Origin of the sequence: Photorhabdus hindustanensis, assembly GCF_002968995.1 — a bacterium.
GTDB lineage: Bacteria > Pseudomonadota > Gammaproteobacteria > Enterobacterales > Enterobacteriaceae > Photorhabdus > Photorhabdus akhurstii.
The window spans coordinates 47,817-64,093 of record NZ_PUWT01000034.1 but is presented as its reverse complement, the minus strand read 5'-3'; the positions used below and the strand labels follow the sequence as shown (position 1 = coordinate 64,093).

Genomic DNA, 16,277 nt, shown 5'->3' with positions numbered 1-16,277 from the left:
ATGGCACGGCAGCTTCATGCTGAGGGAGAAAGCATCGGTTCTCTGGTGCTACTCGACTCTGCCGCACCACCCTATGCACCGGTTCCATATCAGGAAGATGCTGATATTGCCAAAGTTATTCTTGGTATTTTTGCCTACTACACTAACCGACTGGAGATGATCGACAGCTTGGATGACAACGAAATGCGTGCATTACCACGTGAGGCGTTACTGAGCTATATCAAAGAGCAGCTAAAACGTTTCTCGTTGATTCAGGCACAGAATGATATGGGCTCAATTAACGGATTGTTCAATGTCTATCGGGCTGCGTCGGATATGTCACCGAAATATCGACCAATACCCGTACAGTTGCCAATTCCTATGCTGTTAGTAAAAGCGGTAGACCCCCTACCGAAAGGGGTTGTTGTGCCGGAGATCCGGGAGACCAATGGCTGGGGTTGGGAAAAGTTCTCCACTCTTCCCATTCGTATCGCAGAAGTGCCGGGGAATCATTATAGCTGTCTGATGGAAGAGCACGTGGCACATGTATCGCAGGCGATAATCCATCACTTTCCATCAATAATAACAGGAGGACAGATATGAGTGATTCTTCCCCAACGGTTCACTTTCCTGAAAACCGACAGCATAAACGCCGATTGGCCGTCATCCTAATGACGTTGGCTGTGGATGCTCTGGGTATCGGAATTGTCCTTCCCGTTTTACCCGATCTGTTGCGGGAGATTGCCCCGCAACCACCGGAAGCGGGTGTGCCGTTAATCGGGTTATTTGTCTCACTATATGCTTTTGCACAGTTCCTTTTCGCCCCACTGTTAGGAACGCTTAGCGACGCTTGGGGACGGCGACCGGTACTGCTTGCAACACTGTTTGGAACAGCGTTGAGCTATACGCTGGTGGCAACCGCACCGTCGCTGGGATGGCTGGTGGCCGGTATATTTTTTTCGGGTTCCACTGCCGCCAGTACTTCCGCTGCATCGGCTTACGTAGCAGATGTTACGCCAGAAGCACAGCGAGCCGCACGTTTCGGTCTGGTCAGTGGTGTTCTCGGCTTCGGCATGGTCGCCGGGCCTGCCTTTGGTGGGTTATTAGGCATGATTACACCTCGCCTTCCGTTTGTAATTGCTGGCTCACTGGCAGCAGTGAACGCTATTGCCGCCATGTTTGTTCTGAACGAAAGTCTGACCAAGGAGAACCGGCGTTCGTTCGACTGGCGCCGGGCCAATCCTTTGGGCAGCTTGAAACTACTGGCGACAGATGGGGTGCTGAGACGATTGGTTTATGCTTCGGCTCTTGGCATGGTGGCTTACGGTATTTTTCTGGCCTGTTTTGTCTTACTCAATGAAATACGTTTGGGCTGGGGACCACGTGAAAACGGTCTGGCTCTCACCGGACTCGGCATCGGGATCATCATAACGCAAACTTGGTTGTTAAAAATGTTCGTGGCGCACTGTGGCGAATACCGCACAGCGATCATCGGTTACGGACTCTACATGCTGGCGTTTATCGCTTATAGCCTGGCCGTATCACCCCTTATTGTTGCGGGTGCAATTGTTTTACATGCATTGGCGTTGATCAGCGACTCAACACTTCGTGCTTTGATTTCATTGCGTGCAGGCAATGAGCGACAAGGGGAGTATCTGGGAGCGCAGAACTGTATGTTGGGTCTGGCGATCACGGCTTCACCTCTGTTGGGTGCATTCTTGCTGCATTTTTCATCTCGTCAGGGACAACCTCTCTATTTTCAAGGTCTTCCCTTTGTTATTGCTGTCATTGTTTGCTTCTGCGCCATATTGATTTTGCTACGTGGTTCTCAGGCAGACATTAAATTACGCGGTTTGTATAAATAAAAAGATCACCAGCCTGTGAGGATTAATTATGAAACAACATCAAGGAACCTATTACCCCCTGACCGCAGCACAGCAGGAAATTTGGCTAGCTGAACAATTAAATGTAAGCGCAGGAATTTATAATACGGGTTGTTATATTGATATTTCAGGCGCTATCGATATTGAGACACTTAACACGGCATTGTCCCAGTTGATAGATGAAGCTGAATGTTTACGGGTGATAGTTGTGCAACACCCACAAGGGCCACAGCAACAGATCGTTACCCATCTGCAATGGAGCTGCCCACTTATTGATCTATCTAACCATGTGGATGCGTTAACAGAAGCTGAAATCTGGATGAAAGCTGAATTGGTGCGGCCGATGGAGTTAACACAGGGGCCGTTGTTTGGTTTTGCGCTGCTAAAAATCAGTGATGAACACTATTTTTTGTTTATTCGTGTCCATCATCTGGCTAGTGATGCTTTTGGTACTACTTTGCTGATTCAACGGCTTGCTGAACTGTACACCCAGAAATTTACTGGCGCTGATGAGCTGGAAAATCCTTTCGGTCCCCTTAGCGATCTGTTGGCTTTTGATGAAGAATACCGCCGCTCGGAAAATTTTCAACATGACCGTCAATGGTGGTCACAGTATATGGCAGGCCGGAGTGAGCCACAGAGCCTTGCCGTAGGGGCAAAGCCCGGTCAGTTCGCCGACTTAGGTTCGTTTAGTTGCACCCAGTGTGAAATCCCGGCAAAGGTCAACGATATTCTGCGTACTCTGAGTGGAGAGAGCGGAAGCAGTATGGCACAAATTATTATTGCTATCGTTGCTTCCTGGATTTCTCGTATGACCGATAAGCAGGATATTACTTTAGGTATGCCAGTCACTGCGCGTTCAGGGCGTGCGTTACGTAGTATTCCAGGCATGGTATCTAATGTATTACCTCTGCGTCTGACAATAGATCCTGCTCATTCCATAGGCGACATTAGTAAACAGGTCAGCCAGGAAATCCGCCAGTTACTCAAACACCAGCAGTATCGTTCTGAAGATATCTATCGTGATTTACAGCGAAATGGTTCTGCCCCCCGCTTGTTTGCGCAGAATATTAATGTGATGCTGTTTAACAGCAATGTGAGCTTTGCGGGTAATTTTGGACGTACCAAAAATTTGTCCAGTGGTCCGGTAGAAGACCTCTCTGTGACCATTTATTATCATGACGAAGGCGGCAATTTGCAGTTTACGCTCGATACCAATGATAACCTCTACACTCCCCACGATATTAACCTTCAAAAATCTCTTTTTCAGCACTTCATCACTGAATTGCTGGCAGATATATCACGCCCCATTGGTGAACTGACATTGCCAGGTTGGCACCTGGGAGAGAGCCTACTACCTGTACGGCGCACAGAATCAAATAATGAGGAAACACTGACCTCACGCTTTGAACAACAAGCAATTGCAATGGCAGATAGTGTGGCGCTGACTTATCAACAGGAGAATGTGAGTTATACGGTATTGAACCAACGTGCTAACCAACTGGCGCGCTATCTGGTATCCCGGCAAATAGGCCCGGAACAGCGTGTTATGGTCTGCTTACCACGTTCTATTGAGATGATGGTGACACTGCTGGCTATCATCAAGGCTGGCGCTGCTTACGTGCCAGTGGAAGCGGATTATCCACAAAGTCGTCTTGATTTTATGATTGACGATGCTAAATCCGCTTGTGTGATCACCACCAGCGAAATTGCGCAACGTCTGGCAGCCCATACACCCATGTTATTACTGGATGATACCGAGTTGATCGCCCATCTGGAAATGCAGAGTGTTGCTGATCTATCTGATAAAGAGCGCTTTCAACCGCTGATTTCAGCGCATCCCGCTTATATCATTTACACCTCTGGCTCCACCGGTGTACCCAAGGGCGTGGTAGTAACTCATCACAATGTGATGCGTTTGCTACAAAGTACTCAACGCTGGTTTAATTTCTCTGAAACTGATTGTTGGACAATGTTTCACTCTTATGCTTTTGATTTTGCTGTCTGGGAGTGCTGGGGAGCATTGTTGAATGGCGGAAGATTGGTGATTGTTCCCTGGGAAGTCAGCCGTTCACCCACAGATTTTTTGCAGCTTTTGGTTAGCGAAAAAGTGACGGTGTTAAACCAAACTCCCTCAGCGTTTCAAGCGTTGATCCATGCTGATCGCGAAGCTCCTAAGCTTGGGCGGAGTTTGGCGCTGCGCATGGTGATTTTTGGCGGAGAAGCGCTGAATGCCCATATCCTGGAAGAGTGGTATCAAAGACACGATGATAACGCACCTCAATTGATCAACATGTATGGTATTACTGAAACCACTGTACATGTGACCTATTTTCCTCTTTCACGTGAAGTTATTGCGCAACCTGCTTCAAGCCTTATTGGTGAACCTATCGACGATCTCAGTATTTATATTCTTGATGAGGCTCAGTGCCCGGTTCCGGTAGGCTTTGTGGGTGAGATATACGTGGGCGGCGCAGGAGTAGCGCGTGGTTATCTGAATCGTCCTGAACTCACGACTGAACGCTTTATAGCTGATCCTTTTGTCGGCACAGATGCGCGCATGTATCGCACTGGCGACCTGGCAAGATTACGTCGGGATGGGGTATTGGACTTCCTTGGCCGCACTGACGATCAGGTTAAAATCCGCGGCTTCCGTATTGAATTGGGCGAAGTGGCGGCAGCGCTAAATGCACACCCTGATATCGTGCAGTCCGAGGTCATTGTGCGTGAAGATGAAGGTCAACAGAAGCGGTTGGTGGGTTATGTCATTGCTCATCAGGGTATTACCCTTGAACCACAGTTAATACGGTCCAGTCTAGCTACATGCTTGCCCGAAGCGATGATTCCAGCAGCCATAGTGCAGCTTGATCACTTCCCGTTGACCATTAATGGAAAGTTAGATCGTAAAGCGTTGCCGAAACCCATGTGGAACAGTGCAGTAGTCAATGAAAATGAATCTTCCAGTCCACAAGAACTCGCGCTTTGTCGTCTGCTTGCCGAGTTGTTGGGATTAGAAAATATCTCTCCAAAGGACAATTTCTTTGAGCTTGGCGGCGAATCTTTGGTTGCAATGCGGGTAATAGCAAGAGTGCGTAGTGACTTCGGCGTTGAAATCACGTTGCGCGATCTATTTAACGCACCGAGGGTCAGCCAACTGGTGCAACGATTGAACGTTTTGCAGCAGGAAAATGAAGTAGTCAGCCAAGCCTAAATAACACGATTATGTCGGTAAATAAAACAGAGGACAAAACATGATGAACCGAATAAATGAATTAACCGCAGAACTTCTTATCTCAATGAATCAGTATGACCTTAAACGACTGGATAATATTTTTTCCGAAGATATTTCACTTTATTATCCGGGTATTCCTCCAATGGTAGGTAAAAAGATGTCGCTTATTTTTCTCAAGAAACTGTTCTCAAATTTTGAATATTTACATTTTACGCAAACTGGTTTCATTGCTAGTAATAACCAAGCTTGCGTTATTTGGGAAAATGAAGGGCGTCGTAAAAATAGTGATATTTATAGCAATATGGGCGTGACATTAATCGAAATTATGGACGATAAAATAACTCTCCTCAGCGATTACTTTAAATTTGAAGTACCTCATTAAGTAGGATATCGCTGTAATAAAAACTTGGCGCTCTCTGGATATTGTATTTGGCTTAGATATTATCGCTACGCTTTTGTTATATTAGTCGGCTTCCAAAGTGAAGGTGAAACAGCGGCTATAAACTGTTTCACCTTTAGTAATAGTTGCTACATGTAATGACATGGATGGCAACAACCTGATTATCATATTTAGCAATTTGCCAATAAATTAACTTCTCCATAATACTGACAGGCGTTTCATTCAGCGCTGCCGACATAAAATCAGCCACAAATGGCAGATAAACGTCTTGCAAGAGTACCATATTTCCTTGATATCTTCCTCAGTTGGTATAGAGAAGCTGATCTCTATTTCTGACATTATTCATTTCCAGAATTAACCTGCTTAACAACCATAAACAGTTGGCTTTCATATAAAATTGCCAATTTCCCCTCAAATTGATATTTATCCACCAGCATTTTTAATCTTTCTATAAATAACTCACCGTGAACAGCTAAAGCACGTTGCACTTGAGTCGATGAACGACTCATCCCGATAAATGCTTCGCCGGGAATAGGCATACTCCAGCAGGTATTGAATGTAATATGGAGGGCATTTTCATACAGAAATGCAGTTTTCAATTCCTGCGCATAATCAAAATCCCGATAGTGACGGTTATAGTTAGGGCTTAATTCTTCCAGCAGATTTTCATACTCATTCAAAAATTCACTATGCCGGTAATCTCGGTTATTTTGCAGGATCGCTATGATGCCATTCTCTGCCAGACTGTTTCTGACCAGATTTAACACCGTTGCCCGATCCATCCATTGAAAAGATTGTGCTGCCATGATTAAGTCAGGATTACCCACATTGGCGAGATGCTGTTCAGCGCTGCCATGTAACCAACTGACCCACGGCAGTTTCTGTTTACCGGTGTCGATCATATCTTGCGAAATATCAATGGCAGTGTAGTGATGTTGCTGACCTAGCTGATTTGCCAGCCCTTCGAGAGCAATGCCTGTTCCAGCACCAATATCGATAACAGACAGTGCCCTGTCTTTAGGCAGCCAGTGGCAAATTTCATGGAAAAGTGCCTGCGGGTAACGAGGACGGTAGCGATCATAACTTTTAGCCAAACCATCAAATTTTTCTTTATGCTGTGTCATATTATCCTCTGCTCCTTCTCTATTGGTGATGGGTTTTAGGGCAATTGATTAAAAATGTAATTGAGTCGTCCACCTGCACGGACAACAGCCAATATTTGTTCGTGATGGTGGATAAAAATCCGCTAATGACGTTTCAGCAATAAAACCGCCTTCGTTAAGCTGTCAATGTTATGAATAGAGGTGAAGCTATTCTCATCATCAAACAAAAATGCGACCCCGCTCAATCCAATCTATAATACGTTATTATCTATGATCCATTGGCTGCAAGAATTACACATCGGGTGGCGAACGAAAACTCCCGTGGCCTGAAAGGAAGGGCAAAATTGCGGTACATCTGCGCACTTTTGGAAGCAGATATCGTTGGACACATAACCCACCGTCTGACAATGAAAGTGATCCGGTCTTTTATGTAGTAATCTTTAATCCTGAGTGGCAGGTTTACCCCTGCCACGTTTATTCAGAAACCTAAGCTATCCAGTAGATCATCAACTTGAGCCTGATTAGCGATAACACCCACGCCATTTTGATTCACCTGCGGACCATTTAGCAAACTGTCTGTCTCTTTCTTGGTTTTTATCACTTGATCAGCCGGCATGTTTTCCATTAATACCATCACCAACTGTTTTTCTATTTCCTGAATAACATCCATCATCCGCTTAATAACCTGACCAGTAAGATCCTGAAAATCTTGCGCCATCATGATCTCTAGCAGTTGAGCGTTAGTGAATGCGGTATGTTCAGGTACCGTATTGAGGTAATTCCGGGTATCCATAACCAATGAACGTGCCACAGGCATCTCAACTGGGTTTTCAAACCACTCATCCCAACGTTTTTTCAGTGATATTGCCGATGACTCTAATTCATTCTGACGAGGTTGCGCCGCTTCAACGCAATTAAGCGCCCTTTCCGCCGCCTGCGCTGTCATCTGCACAACATAGTCCAAACGTTCTCTCGCATCAGGTATTGCCTCAGCCGCCTGAGCAATAGTTTTATCCAATCCCAACTCACGTAAACTATCACGCAACATGCGCGTAAGCTGGCCGATACGGCTGATAATTTCACTGGCGCTAATGGTCTCATCCCTTGGCATGACTGGATTTACTCTCATTATCTCTCCTTAGAGGCCCAGTTTTTCAAATATTTTATTGAGCTTTTCTTCCAGAGTAGCTGCGGTAAAAGGTTTAACAACATAACCACTAGCCCCGGCTTGTGCGGCGGCAATGATGTTTTCTTTCTTCGCTTCTGCTGTCACCATCAAAACCGGTATCTTAGCCAATTGGGCATCTTCACGAATGACTTTTAGCAACTCTAAACCATCCATATTGGGCATATTCCAATCGGAAATAATAAAGTCAAAGTGAGATGAACGAATTTTAGCCAGGGCTTCTGCCCCATCTTGAGCTTCTTCTACATTATTAAAGCCCAATTCTTTTAAAAGGTTACGAACAATGCGACGCATGGTTGAAAAATCATCAACCACCAGAAATTTCAGATCCTTATTCGCCATAAAAACTCCTTGAAATTATTTACCAGTCAGCACAGAGCCGCTAAAAAAATTAAATTTATCCGACAACCGTTAAATACGGACAGCCTGCCCTAAGCTTATTTTTGCCAGCATTTTCTTACTTATTTTGTGTATGTCCATCACCTCATCCACCGCCCCCATCTGTATTGCCGCTCTCGGCATACCAAATACCACACAACTTGCCTCATCCTGCGCCAATGTGTACGCTCCTGCTTGTTTCATCTCCAGTAAACCTGCCGCGCCATCACTGCCCATGCCGGTCAGCAACACACCGACAGCATTTCTCCCGGCAAATTTAGCCACTGATCGAAATAACACATCTACAGACGGACGATGACGATTAACAGCCGGTGCATCAGTAATTAGAATCTGGTAATCAGCACCATTACGGCACAGTTCCATATGGCGATCACCCGGAGCAATGTAAGCGTGCCCCGGCAAAATCCGTTCACCATTTTCAGCCTCTTTTACGGTAATTTGGCTAAGTTTATTCAACCGTTCAGCAAAGGAACGAGTAAAACCAGGCGGCATATGTTGAGTAATAAGCAGTGCCGGGCTGGTGACAGGTAACGGTTGCAACAAATTCTTTATTGCTTCTGTTCCGCCAGTAGAAGCACCGACTGCTATCAGTTTTTCACTGGATAACAGAGGCTTAAAACTTAAAGGCACAGAATTTATCGGTGTAGCTATTGGCACAGATAATTTAGCCTGTGCTGCTGTCCGTATTTTCTCCGCAATAAGCTCACTGTAAGCCAACATGCCTTCACGAATACCCAATTGAGGTTTGGTTACAAAATCAACAGCACCAAGTTCCAATGCCCTTAATGTGATTTCAGAACCTTTGGCTGTCAGAGAAGAGATCATAACCACAGGCATTGGCCGTAAGCGCATTAATTTTTCCAGAAAATCAATACCATCCATGCGCGGCATTTCAACATCCAGCGTGAGTACTTGTGGATTATGCTTTTTAATGAGATCACGTGCTACCAGTGGATCTGGCGCACAAGCCACTACCTCCATATCCGGGTGACTATTGATGATCTCTCGCATGATTTGACGCATAAGCGCTGAATCATCGACACAAAGAACAGTTATTTTATTCATGACCTCTCCTTGCCCGGCCTACACCGTAAACGGTCTGTCCTTGCAAGTAGAATTCCCGGCTTATTTGAGTGACATTTTCAGAATGCCCTGCAAAGAGCAATCCATCAGGTTTTAACAAAGCAACAAAATGACGCAGTATCCGTTCCTGCGTCTTTTTATCAAAATAAATCATAACATTACGGCAAAAGATGGCATCAAACTTCTCTTCAAACGGCCAATTGGAATCTAACAGGTTTAGACGCTGGAATGTCACCATGTCAGCAAGTTGGGGCCGGATACGAGCATAACCTTCATAAGATCCAATACCTTTAAAAAAGTAACGTTTTTTCTGTTGATCGGTCAGTTGACGCAATTCATCCAATCGATAAACCCCTTTGCGGGCTTTTTCCAGTACATGGGTATCAATATCACTGGCAATAATCTTTACCCGCTGAAAACGCTCTCCCAACACATCGCTTAACGTCATTGCTATCGAATAGGGTTCTTCTCCTGTCGATGCCGCCGCACTCCATACCCGGTACGATCCACTCTTCTTACTTGCATGTTTAGCTAACAGAGGAAAATGATGAGCTTCCCTGAAAAAAGCCGTCAGGTTAGTTGTCAACGCATTGATAAATTCCTGCCACTCCTCACTCTCACTATTGATGTCGTTTTCAAGAATGAACAAGTATTGCCCAAAATCACGTATTCCAAGGGTACGCAAACGCCGAATTAAACGGTTGTAAACCATCTCCCGTTTATGTGCGGCCAGCACAATACCCGCACGTTGATATATAAGCTGGCAGATGCGCTCAAAATGCGCATCCGACATGGTATAACGCTGAATCATGTGATTCAGTGGCGAAGGTGGCAAACTACTTGTCGCTGAAGCAATTAAATTTGATTTCATCTGGCCTCAACGAGTCTGACTGACTGCCCCTTCGCTATCCACAGACCTCAGCGTCAGTGAAAGTTCATTTTCAAGCCTATTTTCTGAATTATCTGGTAACTCAAACTGTGCCACTATTTGCACCAAAATATCTGCCTGATCTTCAAGTGCCGCCGCTGCCGCGGCTGACTGTTCAACCAATGCAGCATTCTGCTGAGTAACCTGATCCATCTGGGTAACAGCTTGTGCTACCTGATGAATACCCCGACTTTGTTCATCCGATGCCGCAGCAATTTCAGCCATTAGATCCGTGACCTGGTTTACAGAAACGACCAATTCATTCATGGTTTTTCCTGCATGGCTAACTAATTCGGAGCCTTGGCTTACCCGTTGAACGGATTCACTAATTAATGTTTTAATCTCTTTCGCTGCTTCGGCACTTCGTTGAGCAAGATCCCTCACTTCGCCAGCAACAACAGAGAAACCTCGACCTTGTTCACCTGCCCGTGCGGCTTCTACCGCCGCATTCAGCGCCAGAATGTTGGTCTGAAATGCAATGCCATCAATAACGCTGATAATGGCGCTGATTTTCTGTGAACTATTGGCGATTGCATCCATTGTTTCCACAACATCAACGGTCAGTTCGCCGCCTTTAGAGGCTGTTTTCGATGCAGATACCGCCAACTCACTGGCCTGGCGAGCATTTTCCGCATTCTGACGTACAGTTGCTGTCAGTTGTTCCATACTGGCGGCTGTTTCTTCCAGTGATGCAGCCTGCTCCTCAGTACGGGAAGAGAGATCAGTATTACCCTGAGTAATTTCCTGAATACCGCTATACATTAAGTTCGTATTCTCTTTTACCAAAGTAATGGAATTAACCAGTGAACGTTGCATTTCGCGTAATTTGAGGAACACTTCACCAATTTCATCTTGAGTGAAAACAGAAACTTCTTTATTGAGTTTCCCTTCCGCAACATTCTGAAAGTGACTACGCATATTGGCAAAAGGTCTGAGAAGATTCTTTTTCAACCACCAATGAGCCGCCCAGGCAACAACCAATACCATTAAGATCGCACCTGCAAACATGGCAACTGAAATTCGATAATAAAGACGACCATCTTGAACGGCGGTTGTAATCTCCTCGCCGATATACTGCATATAATGATTGAAATCAGACTCAAGTTGCTGCTGATACTTTTCTGTCGGCTGGTTTAAGAAAGCATCATAATTACCACTTTCTAAAAACGCCGAGAGTTCTCTAAGCGCTCTGATATATTCCTTATAACTGGTTTCTACCGAGGCCAGTAATACACTACTGCCGTCTTCTTCATTTAATTTAGGCAGCGCAATAAACTCGGCAAAATGCATCTCAGCCCTATCCAAGGTCTCCTTAACATTAGCGACCATACTCTCAACATGAGCTTCAGATTGTTGCAGCGTTTTCCCTACAGCGATTCGATTAAGTGTATTACGCGATTGTAGCAAAGCTGCCCAGCTCAATCCTAAGGTATCCCTCTTCTGTGTTCCCAGATCAATTCGTTCAATATAGGATTGATCTGCGTGAATGATTCCAAGTGATAAACCACTTGAGATTATCTGCATTACACAAAACATCATCAGTAACAGATATAAACTGGTTGATATACGAAGCCTGCCTAACATGTAATCACCTCTGTTAACGGCTGCATATGCAGCCGTGGTTATCGCTTAGTGTTTTAAAATGTTTCCCAATTAGCTTGCTCTTCCACATTGTTGACTTTCTTCAACACCAGTGGATTCGATTTAGCCGGAGGAGTCTTAGCCACAGGCAAATGCTCAGCTTTTGTTTCAGACTGAGGCTTATCGTCAAGACTCGGTAATTGGAATAGAGAAACCAGTTTCTTCAATCCAGCCGCTTGATCTTCCAGCGCAGTCGCAGCCGCAGCGGATTGCTCAACTAAAGCCGCATTTTGCTGTGTGACACGATCCATTTCGGAGATAGCCAGACCAACCTGAGTTATTCCTCTGCTTTGTTCATCGGATGCAGATGCAATTTCACCCATAATGTCAGTGACACGGGTTACTGAACTGACAATGTTATTCATTGTTTCACCGGCGCTCTCAACCAAGACTGAACCAGTATCCGCGCGGCTTACTGAATCTTCTATTAATGCTTTGATCTCTTTTGCCGCCTCAGCACTACGCTGTGCGAGATTTCTCACTTCGCCTGCCACAACAGCAAAACCTCGCCCATGTTCGCCGGCACGTGCGGCTTCCACAGCGGCATTCAACGCCAAGATGTTAGTTTGGAACGCAATAGCATCAATAACACTGGTAATATCGGAAATTTTCTGAGAACTGCCGGCAATTTCACGCATTGTCTGTACAACATTCGCCACCACTTTCCCACCCTGACGGGCAACGTCAGAAGCACTATCAGCCAGATTACTTGCCTGACGAGCATTTTCTGCATTTTGACGCACAGTTGCAGTCAATTGCTCCATACTAGCGGCGGTTTCTTCCAAAGAAGCAACCTGTTCCTCAGTACGCGAGGAGAGATCATTATTTCCAGCGGCAATTTCACTGGTTCCGTTATAAATACTTTCGCTGCTCTGACGAACACTGGTAACAGTAGTGATAAACTCTTTTTGCATATGTTTCAGGCCAACGGCTAACGTACTCATTTCATTCCTGCCTAAAACAGTAATATTTTGGGTCAAATCACCGGTAGAAAGCGCCTTGATGTTCTCCAATAATTTATTTAGCGGATTTATCAAACTATGCTTGATGCTAACCCAACTGAAAATCATGGCTGAAACCAGAATCAGCATGATAATACCCAACATAATCATCGCATTTCTGTAGGAGATATTGGCATCAAAGACAACATCAGAATAGAGATGATCGTTTTGGGTCAAATAGAAGTTATATTCTTCCTCAAAAGCACTCTGATATTTACCCGTTGGCTGGTTGAAAAATTCTACCGCTCGATCATGTTCAATCAAAACAATGAGTTCATGTAGTGCTGAAATATAAACATCATAGGTTTTTTTAAGACGATTAAGACTTTCTGATTCATGAATAGGCAATTTAGCGGTCTGTTCGTATTGCTCAAAACGCTGTTCCGCTATAGACAAGTTACTTCTGGCATCAGTCAGTAACTGCTCTAATGTGTAGTAATTATCGACACCTTCATCTTTTTTCATCATATAGCGAATGCCAGCACGGTTCAAACTGTTACGGGCCTGCAACAAATTAACCCAAGTGTCACTTAAAAATGTCTGCTGTTCACGCATTTTATCCAGTATTTCTAGATTTTCTTTGTTACTTTTCAACTCATGGAAGAAAAGCCCTCCGGATATAAATTGCAGAGCACCAAATAATATGATGACCGCCATCAGTCCGGTCACTATTTTCATTCGGTTAAACATGTTTTCCCTTTTTACAATAGATCAGCATGGCTCTGTTATCGGCATCGCCAAAGGAAACTTTACTGGTTGAATAAAAGAAATTTGAATATTTTTTCTGATCTGGACTTAACGGGAATATAGACAAAAAGTAACTGCCATCTATCGATGATGGCAGTCACATTTTATGATTAGTTTTTAGCTACTGAATCTACCAACGCCATCTCTTCACTATTAAGCAGTTTTTCGATATCCACTAAAATCAGCATGCGATCATCAAGTGAACCCAATCCTGTTAGATATTCGGTAGATAATGTTACTGCAAATTCAGGCGCCGGACAGATTTGCTCAGCTTTGAGTGATAAAACATCCGAAACACCATCAACTACAATACCAACCACCCGGTTTAACAGATTCAAAACAATAACAACAGTATTATCATTATAGGTAACTGTTTCCTGAGCAAATTTAATTCTCAGGTCAATAATAGGCACAATAACACCACGTAGATTGGTTATTCCTTTAATGAAGGCCGGAGTATTCGCAATACGAGTAACCTGATCATAGCCCCGGATCTCCTGAACTTTCAGTATTTCGATACCATACTCTTCATCACCTAGGGTAAAAATCAAATATCCTTCCCCGGCAGTTTCTCCTGACAATTTATTAAACGCTTCTATGGCCGACATGATCTTACCTTTTACTGTGAGATTGACGATTTTCTTTGGGGATGCTCCCCATTCAGTGCTTATTTTTTAGCTTTGCTGAGCGCCAATTGGTCATGATTGAGTTGCTGCAAGGCAGAAACATCAATAATCAACGCCACACTGCCATCTCCCATAATTGTGGCAGCAGAGATCCCGGGCACTTTGCGATAGTTACTTTCGATATTTTTCACAACCACCTGATGCTGCCCAACTAATTGATCAACCAGCAAGGCATAACGACGGCCGGCACTTTGTACAATCACAACAATCCCTTTCGTCGGATCTGTTTTTGCATCAGGAATATCAAAAACACGGTATAACTTAATCAGTGGTAAATATTCTCCTCTGACATGCAGTAATTTTTCATCACCAGCCAGTGGATAAATATCTTCTTCCTGCGGTTGAAGAGAACTGACTACCGCACTCAATGGCAAAATAAACACTTCGTCATTCACTTTCACTGACATACCATCGAGGATTGCCAGTGTCAGAGGTAACAAAATCCGCGTCACTGTCCCTTTACCAGCCTGGAAGTTAATCTGGATTTGACCACCCATTTCCTGAATATTTCGCTTAACCACGTCCATTCCTACACCGCGGCCAGATACATCTGTTACAACTTCAGCAGTAGAAAAACCAGGCGCGAAAATCAACATAGCAACTTCTTCGTTACTCATGTTTTCACTAACTGATAGCCCTTGTGATATCGCTTTAGCCAGAATCTTTTCGCGATTTAGCCCGGCGCCGTCATCCACGACTTCAATACAGATATTTCCTCCCTGATGTTCAGCAGAAAGTGTCAGGTTGCCTGTTTCAGGTTTACCCACCGCAAGCCGAGCTTCTGGTTCTTCAATACCATGATCCAGACTGTTACGGACTAGATGAGTCAACGGATCAATAATCCGTTCGATCAAACTCTTATCCAACTCAGTGGAACTGCCAACCAAAGTGAGATCCACTTTTTTATTCAGCTTACTAGCCAGATCCCTGACTAAACGCGGGTAACGACTGAACACATATTCCATTGGCATCATACGGATAGACATCACAGATTCTTGCAAATCTCTGGAATTTCGCTGCAACTGAACCATGCAATTTAACAAATCACCATGAGAAGTCGGTTCAAGAGCGTTACAGTGCTGAGCCAACATAGATTGGGTAATGACCAATTCACCAACTAGGTTTATCAGTTGATCAACCTTTTCAACCGCAACCCGAATACTGGAAGATTCTGCCCGTTGACGTGGCGATCCAGCCGGTGGTGTCGGCGCAGGGCGCCCGACAGGCGGTGCTGAACCTTTTTCCGACGTGGTTGTTTTAACGACTTTAGCTGTATCTTGATTTTTAACTTTGTCTTTAGGTTCAGCTACCGGCAAAAAAGTGATCTGTTCCGGTTCAATAACAAAACAGAGTACCGCGGTGATATCGTCCTCTGTGGCTGATGTTACCAATGATGCTTCAACGCTATCCCTAGTCTGTTCAGCATCATAAACCTCCCCTAGATTACTCAGCTCATCAAGCATCAGAGATACTTCACGCTCTTTCAAACCAGAAAGGTGAACCCGAACTCTACTTTGCTGGTTTGCAGTCGCAGCAGGCTCCGATTTTAATTCCAGCTCAGATTCAAGCACCTCCGGCGTCACCGCATCTATAACAGACTCAACCCCGCCTTCATTCTCTTCCTGTACTTCTAATGCAAGCTGGCGCAAAGTCTCACAGATGTAGGTAAACGCACTTTCATCCGGCTCCTGAGAACTTTTATAGGCATCCAACTGTTGCTGCATAATATCTTTCGCTTCTAAAAACAGGTTGATAATATCAGTTGTCAGACTCATCTCGTCTCGTCTGGCACTGTCTAACAAATTTTCCAGAACATGCGTAGTTTGCTGTAGTTTGATAAAACCAAAAGTCGCAGCGCCACCTTTTATTGAGTGAGCACTGCGAAAAATAGCATTCAATTGCTCTTGATCTGGCTCATCAGGATTGAGCTGCAATAGATGCTGCTCCATATCCTCCAGCAATTCGTCTGCTTCATCAAAAAAGGTCTGATAAAACGCGGTAATATCCAT

At 44.6% G+C, this 16,277-nt stretch carries 14 protein-coding genes; 4 read left to right on the top strand and 10 right to left on the bottom strand.

Annotated features, from left to right (window positions below; all coding sequences use genetic code 11):
- The 4 genes from C6H66_RS26810 to C6H66_RS13700 are packed head-to-tail and all read left to right on the top strand — an operon-like array spanning position 1 to position 5,476.
- The gene (locus tag C6H66_RS26810) at positions 1–582 is read left to right on the top strand and encodes a thioesterase domain-containing protein (RefSeq protein WP_248000674.1); all 582 of its coding nucleotides are present in this window, start codon (positions 1–3) and stop codon (positions 580–582) included.
- Positions 579–1,844 (top strand): MFS transporter, encoded by a 1,266-nt coding sequence (locus C6H66_RS13710; RefSeq protein ID WP_046396348.1) that lies wholly within the window; start codon positions 579–581, stop codon positions 1,842–1,844. The genes C6H66_RS26810 and C6H66_RS13710 overlap by 4 nt, the downstream gene beginning before the upstream one ends.
- 28 nt (positions 1,845–1,872) lie before the next feature.
- Entirely contained in the window at positions 1,873–5,073 is a 3,201-nt protein-coding gene (locus C6H66_RS13705; protein WP_105395865.1) for a non-ribosomal peptide synthetase, read from the top strand.
- Positions 5,074–5,113: 40 nt separating this feature from the next.
- Positions 5,114–5,476, top strand: a complete 363-nt coding sequence (locus C6H66_RS13700; protein ID WP_228999632.1) for a nuclear transport factor 2 family protein — start codon at positions 5,114–5,116, stop codon at positions 5,474–5,476.
- Between the two features lie 133 nt (positions 5,477–5,609).
- Here C6H66_RS13700 and C6H66_RS25965 read toward each other — a convergent pair whose 3' ends face one another.
- The 10 genes from C6H66_RS25965 to cheA all read right to left on the bottom strand — a co-directional run bounded on the left by C6H66_RS25965 (position 5,610) and on the right by cheA (position 16,277).
- Positions 5,610–5,777 (bottom strand): hypothetical protein, encoded by a 168-nt coding sequence (locus tag C6H66_RS25965; protein ID WP_160297015.1) that lies wholly within the window; start codon positions 5,775–5,777, stop codon positions 5,610–5,612.
- A gap of 55 nt (positions 5,778–5,832) precedes the next feature.
- The gene (locus C6H66_RS13695) at positions 5,833–6,618 is read right to left on the bottom strand and encodes a class I SAM-dependent methyltransferase (RefSeq protein ID WP_046396346.1); all 786 of its coding nucleotides are present in this window, start codon (positions 6,616–6,618) and stop codon (positions 5,833–5,835) included.
- Positions 6,619–7,075: 457 nt separating this feature from the next.
- Positions 7,076–7,726 (bottom strand): protein phosphatase CheZ, encoded by a 651-nt coding sequence (cheZ, locus tag C6H66_RS13690; protein ID WP_036807333.1) that lies wholly within the window; start codon positions 7,724–7,726, stop codon positions 7,076–7,078.
- Between the two features lie 9 nt (positions 7,727–7,735).
- Entirely contained in the window at positions 7,736–8,125 is a 390-nt protein-coding gene (cheY, locus tag C6H66_RS13685) for a chemotaxis response regulator CheY (protein WP_036807331.1), read from the bottom strand.
- 69 nt (positions 8,126–8,194) lie between these two features.
- A complete protein-coding gene (locus C6H66_RS13680) occupies positions 8,195–9,247 on the bottom strand; it encodes a protein-glutamate methylesterase/protein-glutamine glutaminase (RefSeq protein WP_036807330.1) in 1,053 nt (350 codons plus the stop codon).
- Positions 9,240–10,136 (bottom strand): protein-glutamate O-methyltransferase CheR, encoded by an 897-nt coding sequence (gene cheR, locus C6H66_RS13675; RefSeq protein WP_105395864.1) that lies wholly within the window; start codon positions 10,134–10,136, stop codon positions 9,240–9,242. The genes C6H66_RS13680 and cheR overlap by 8 nt, the downstream gene beginning before the upstream one ends.
- Before the next feature lie 6 nt (positions 10,137–10,142).
- The gene (locus C6H66_RS13670; protein ID WP_046396345.1) at positions 10,143–11,777 is read right to left on the bottom strand and encodes a methyl-accepting chemotaxis protein; all 1,635 of its coding nucleotides are present in this window, start codon (positions 11,775–11,777) and stop codon (positions 10,143–10,145) included.
- A 53-nt stretch (positions 11,778–11,830) separates the two neighbouring features.
- A complete protein-coding gene (locus tag C6H66_RS13665) occupies positions 11,831–13,525 on the bottom strand; it encodes a methyl-accepting chemotaxis protein (RefSeq protein ID WP_105395863.1) in 1,695 nt (564 codons plus the stop codon).
- A gap of 167 nt (positions 13,526–13,692) precedes the next feature.
- Positions 13,693–14,190: a chemotaxis protein CheW gene (cheW, locus tag C6H66_RS13660; protein WP_040152375.1), complete on the bottom strand. Its 498-nt coding sequence runs from the start codon at positions 14,188–14,190 to the stop codon at positions 13,693–13,695.
- Positions 14,191–14,249: 59 nt separating this feature from the next.
- Entirely contained in the window at positions 14,250–16,277 is a 2,028-nt protein-coding gene (gene cheA, locus C6H66_RS13655; protein ID WP_105395862.1) for a chemotaxis protein CheA, read from the bottom strand.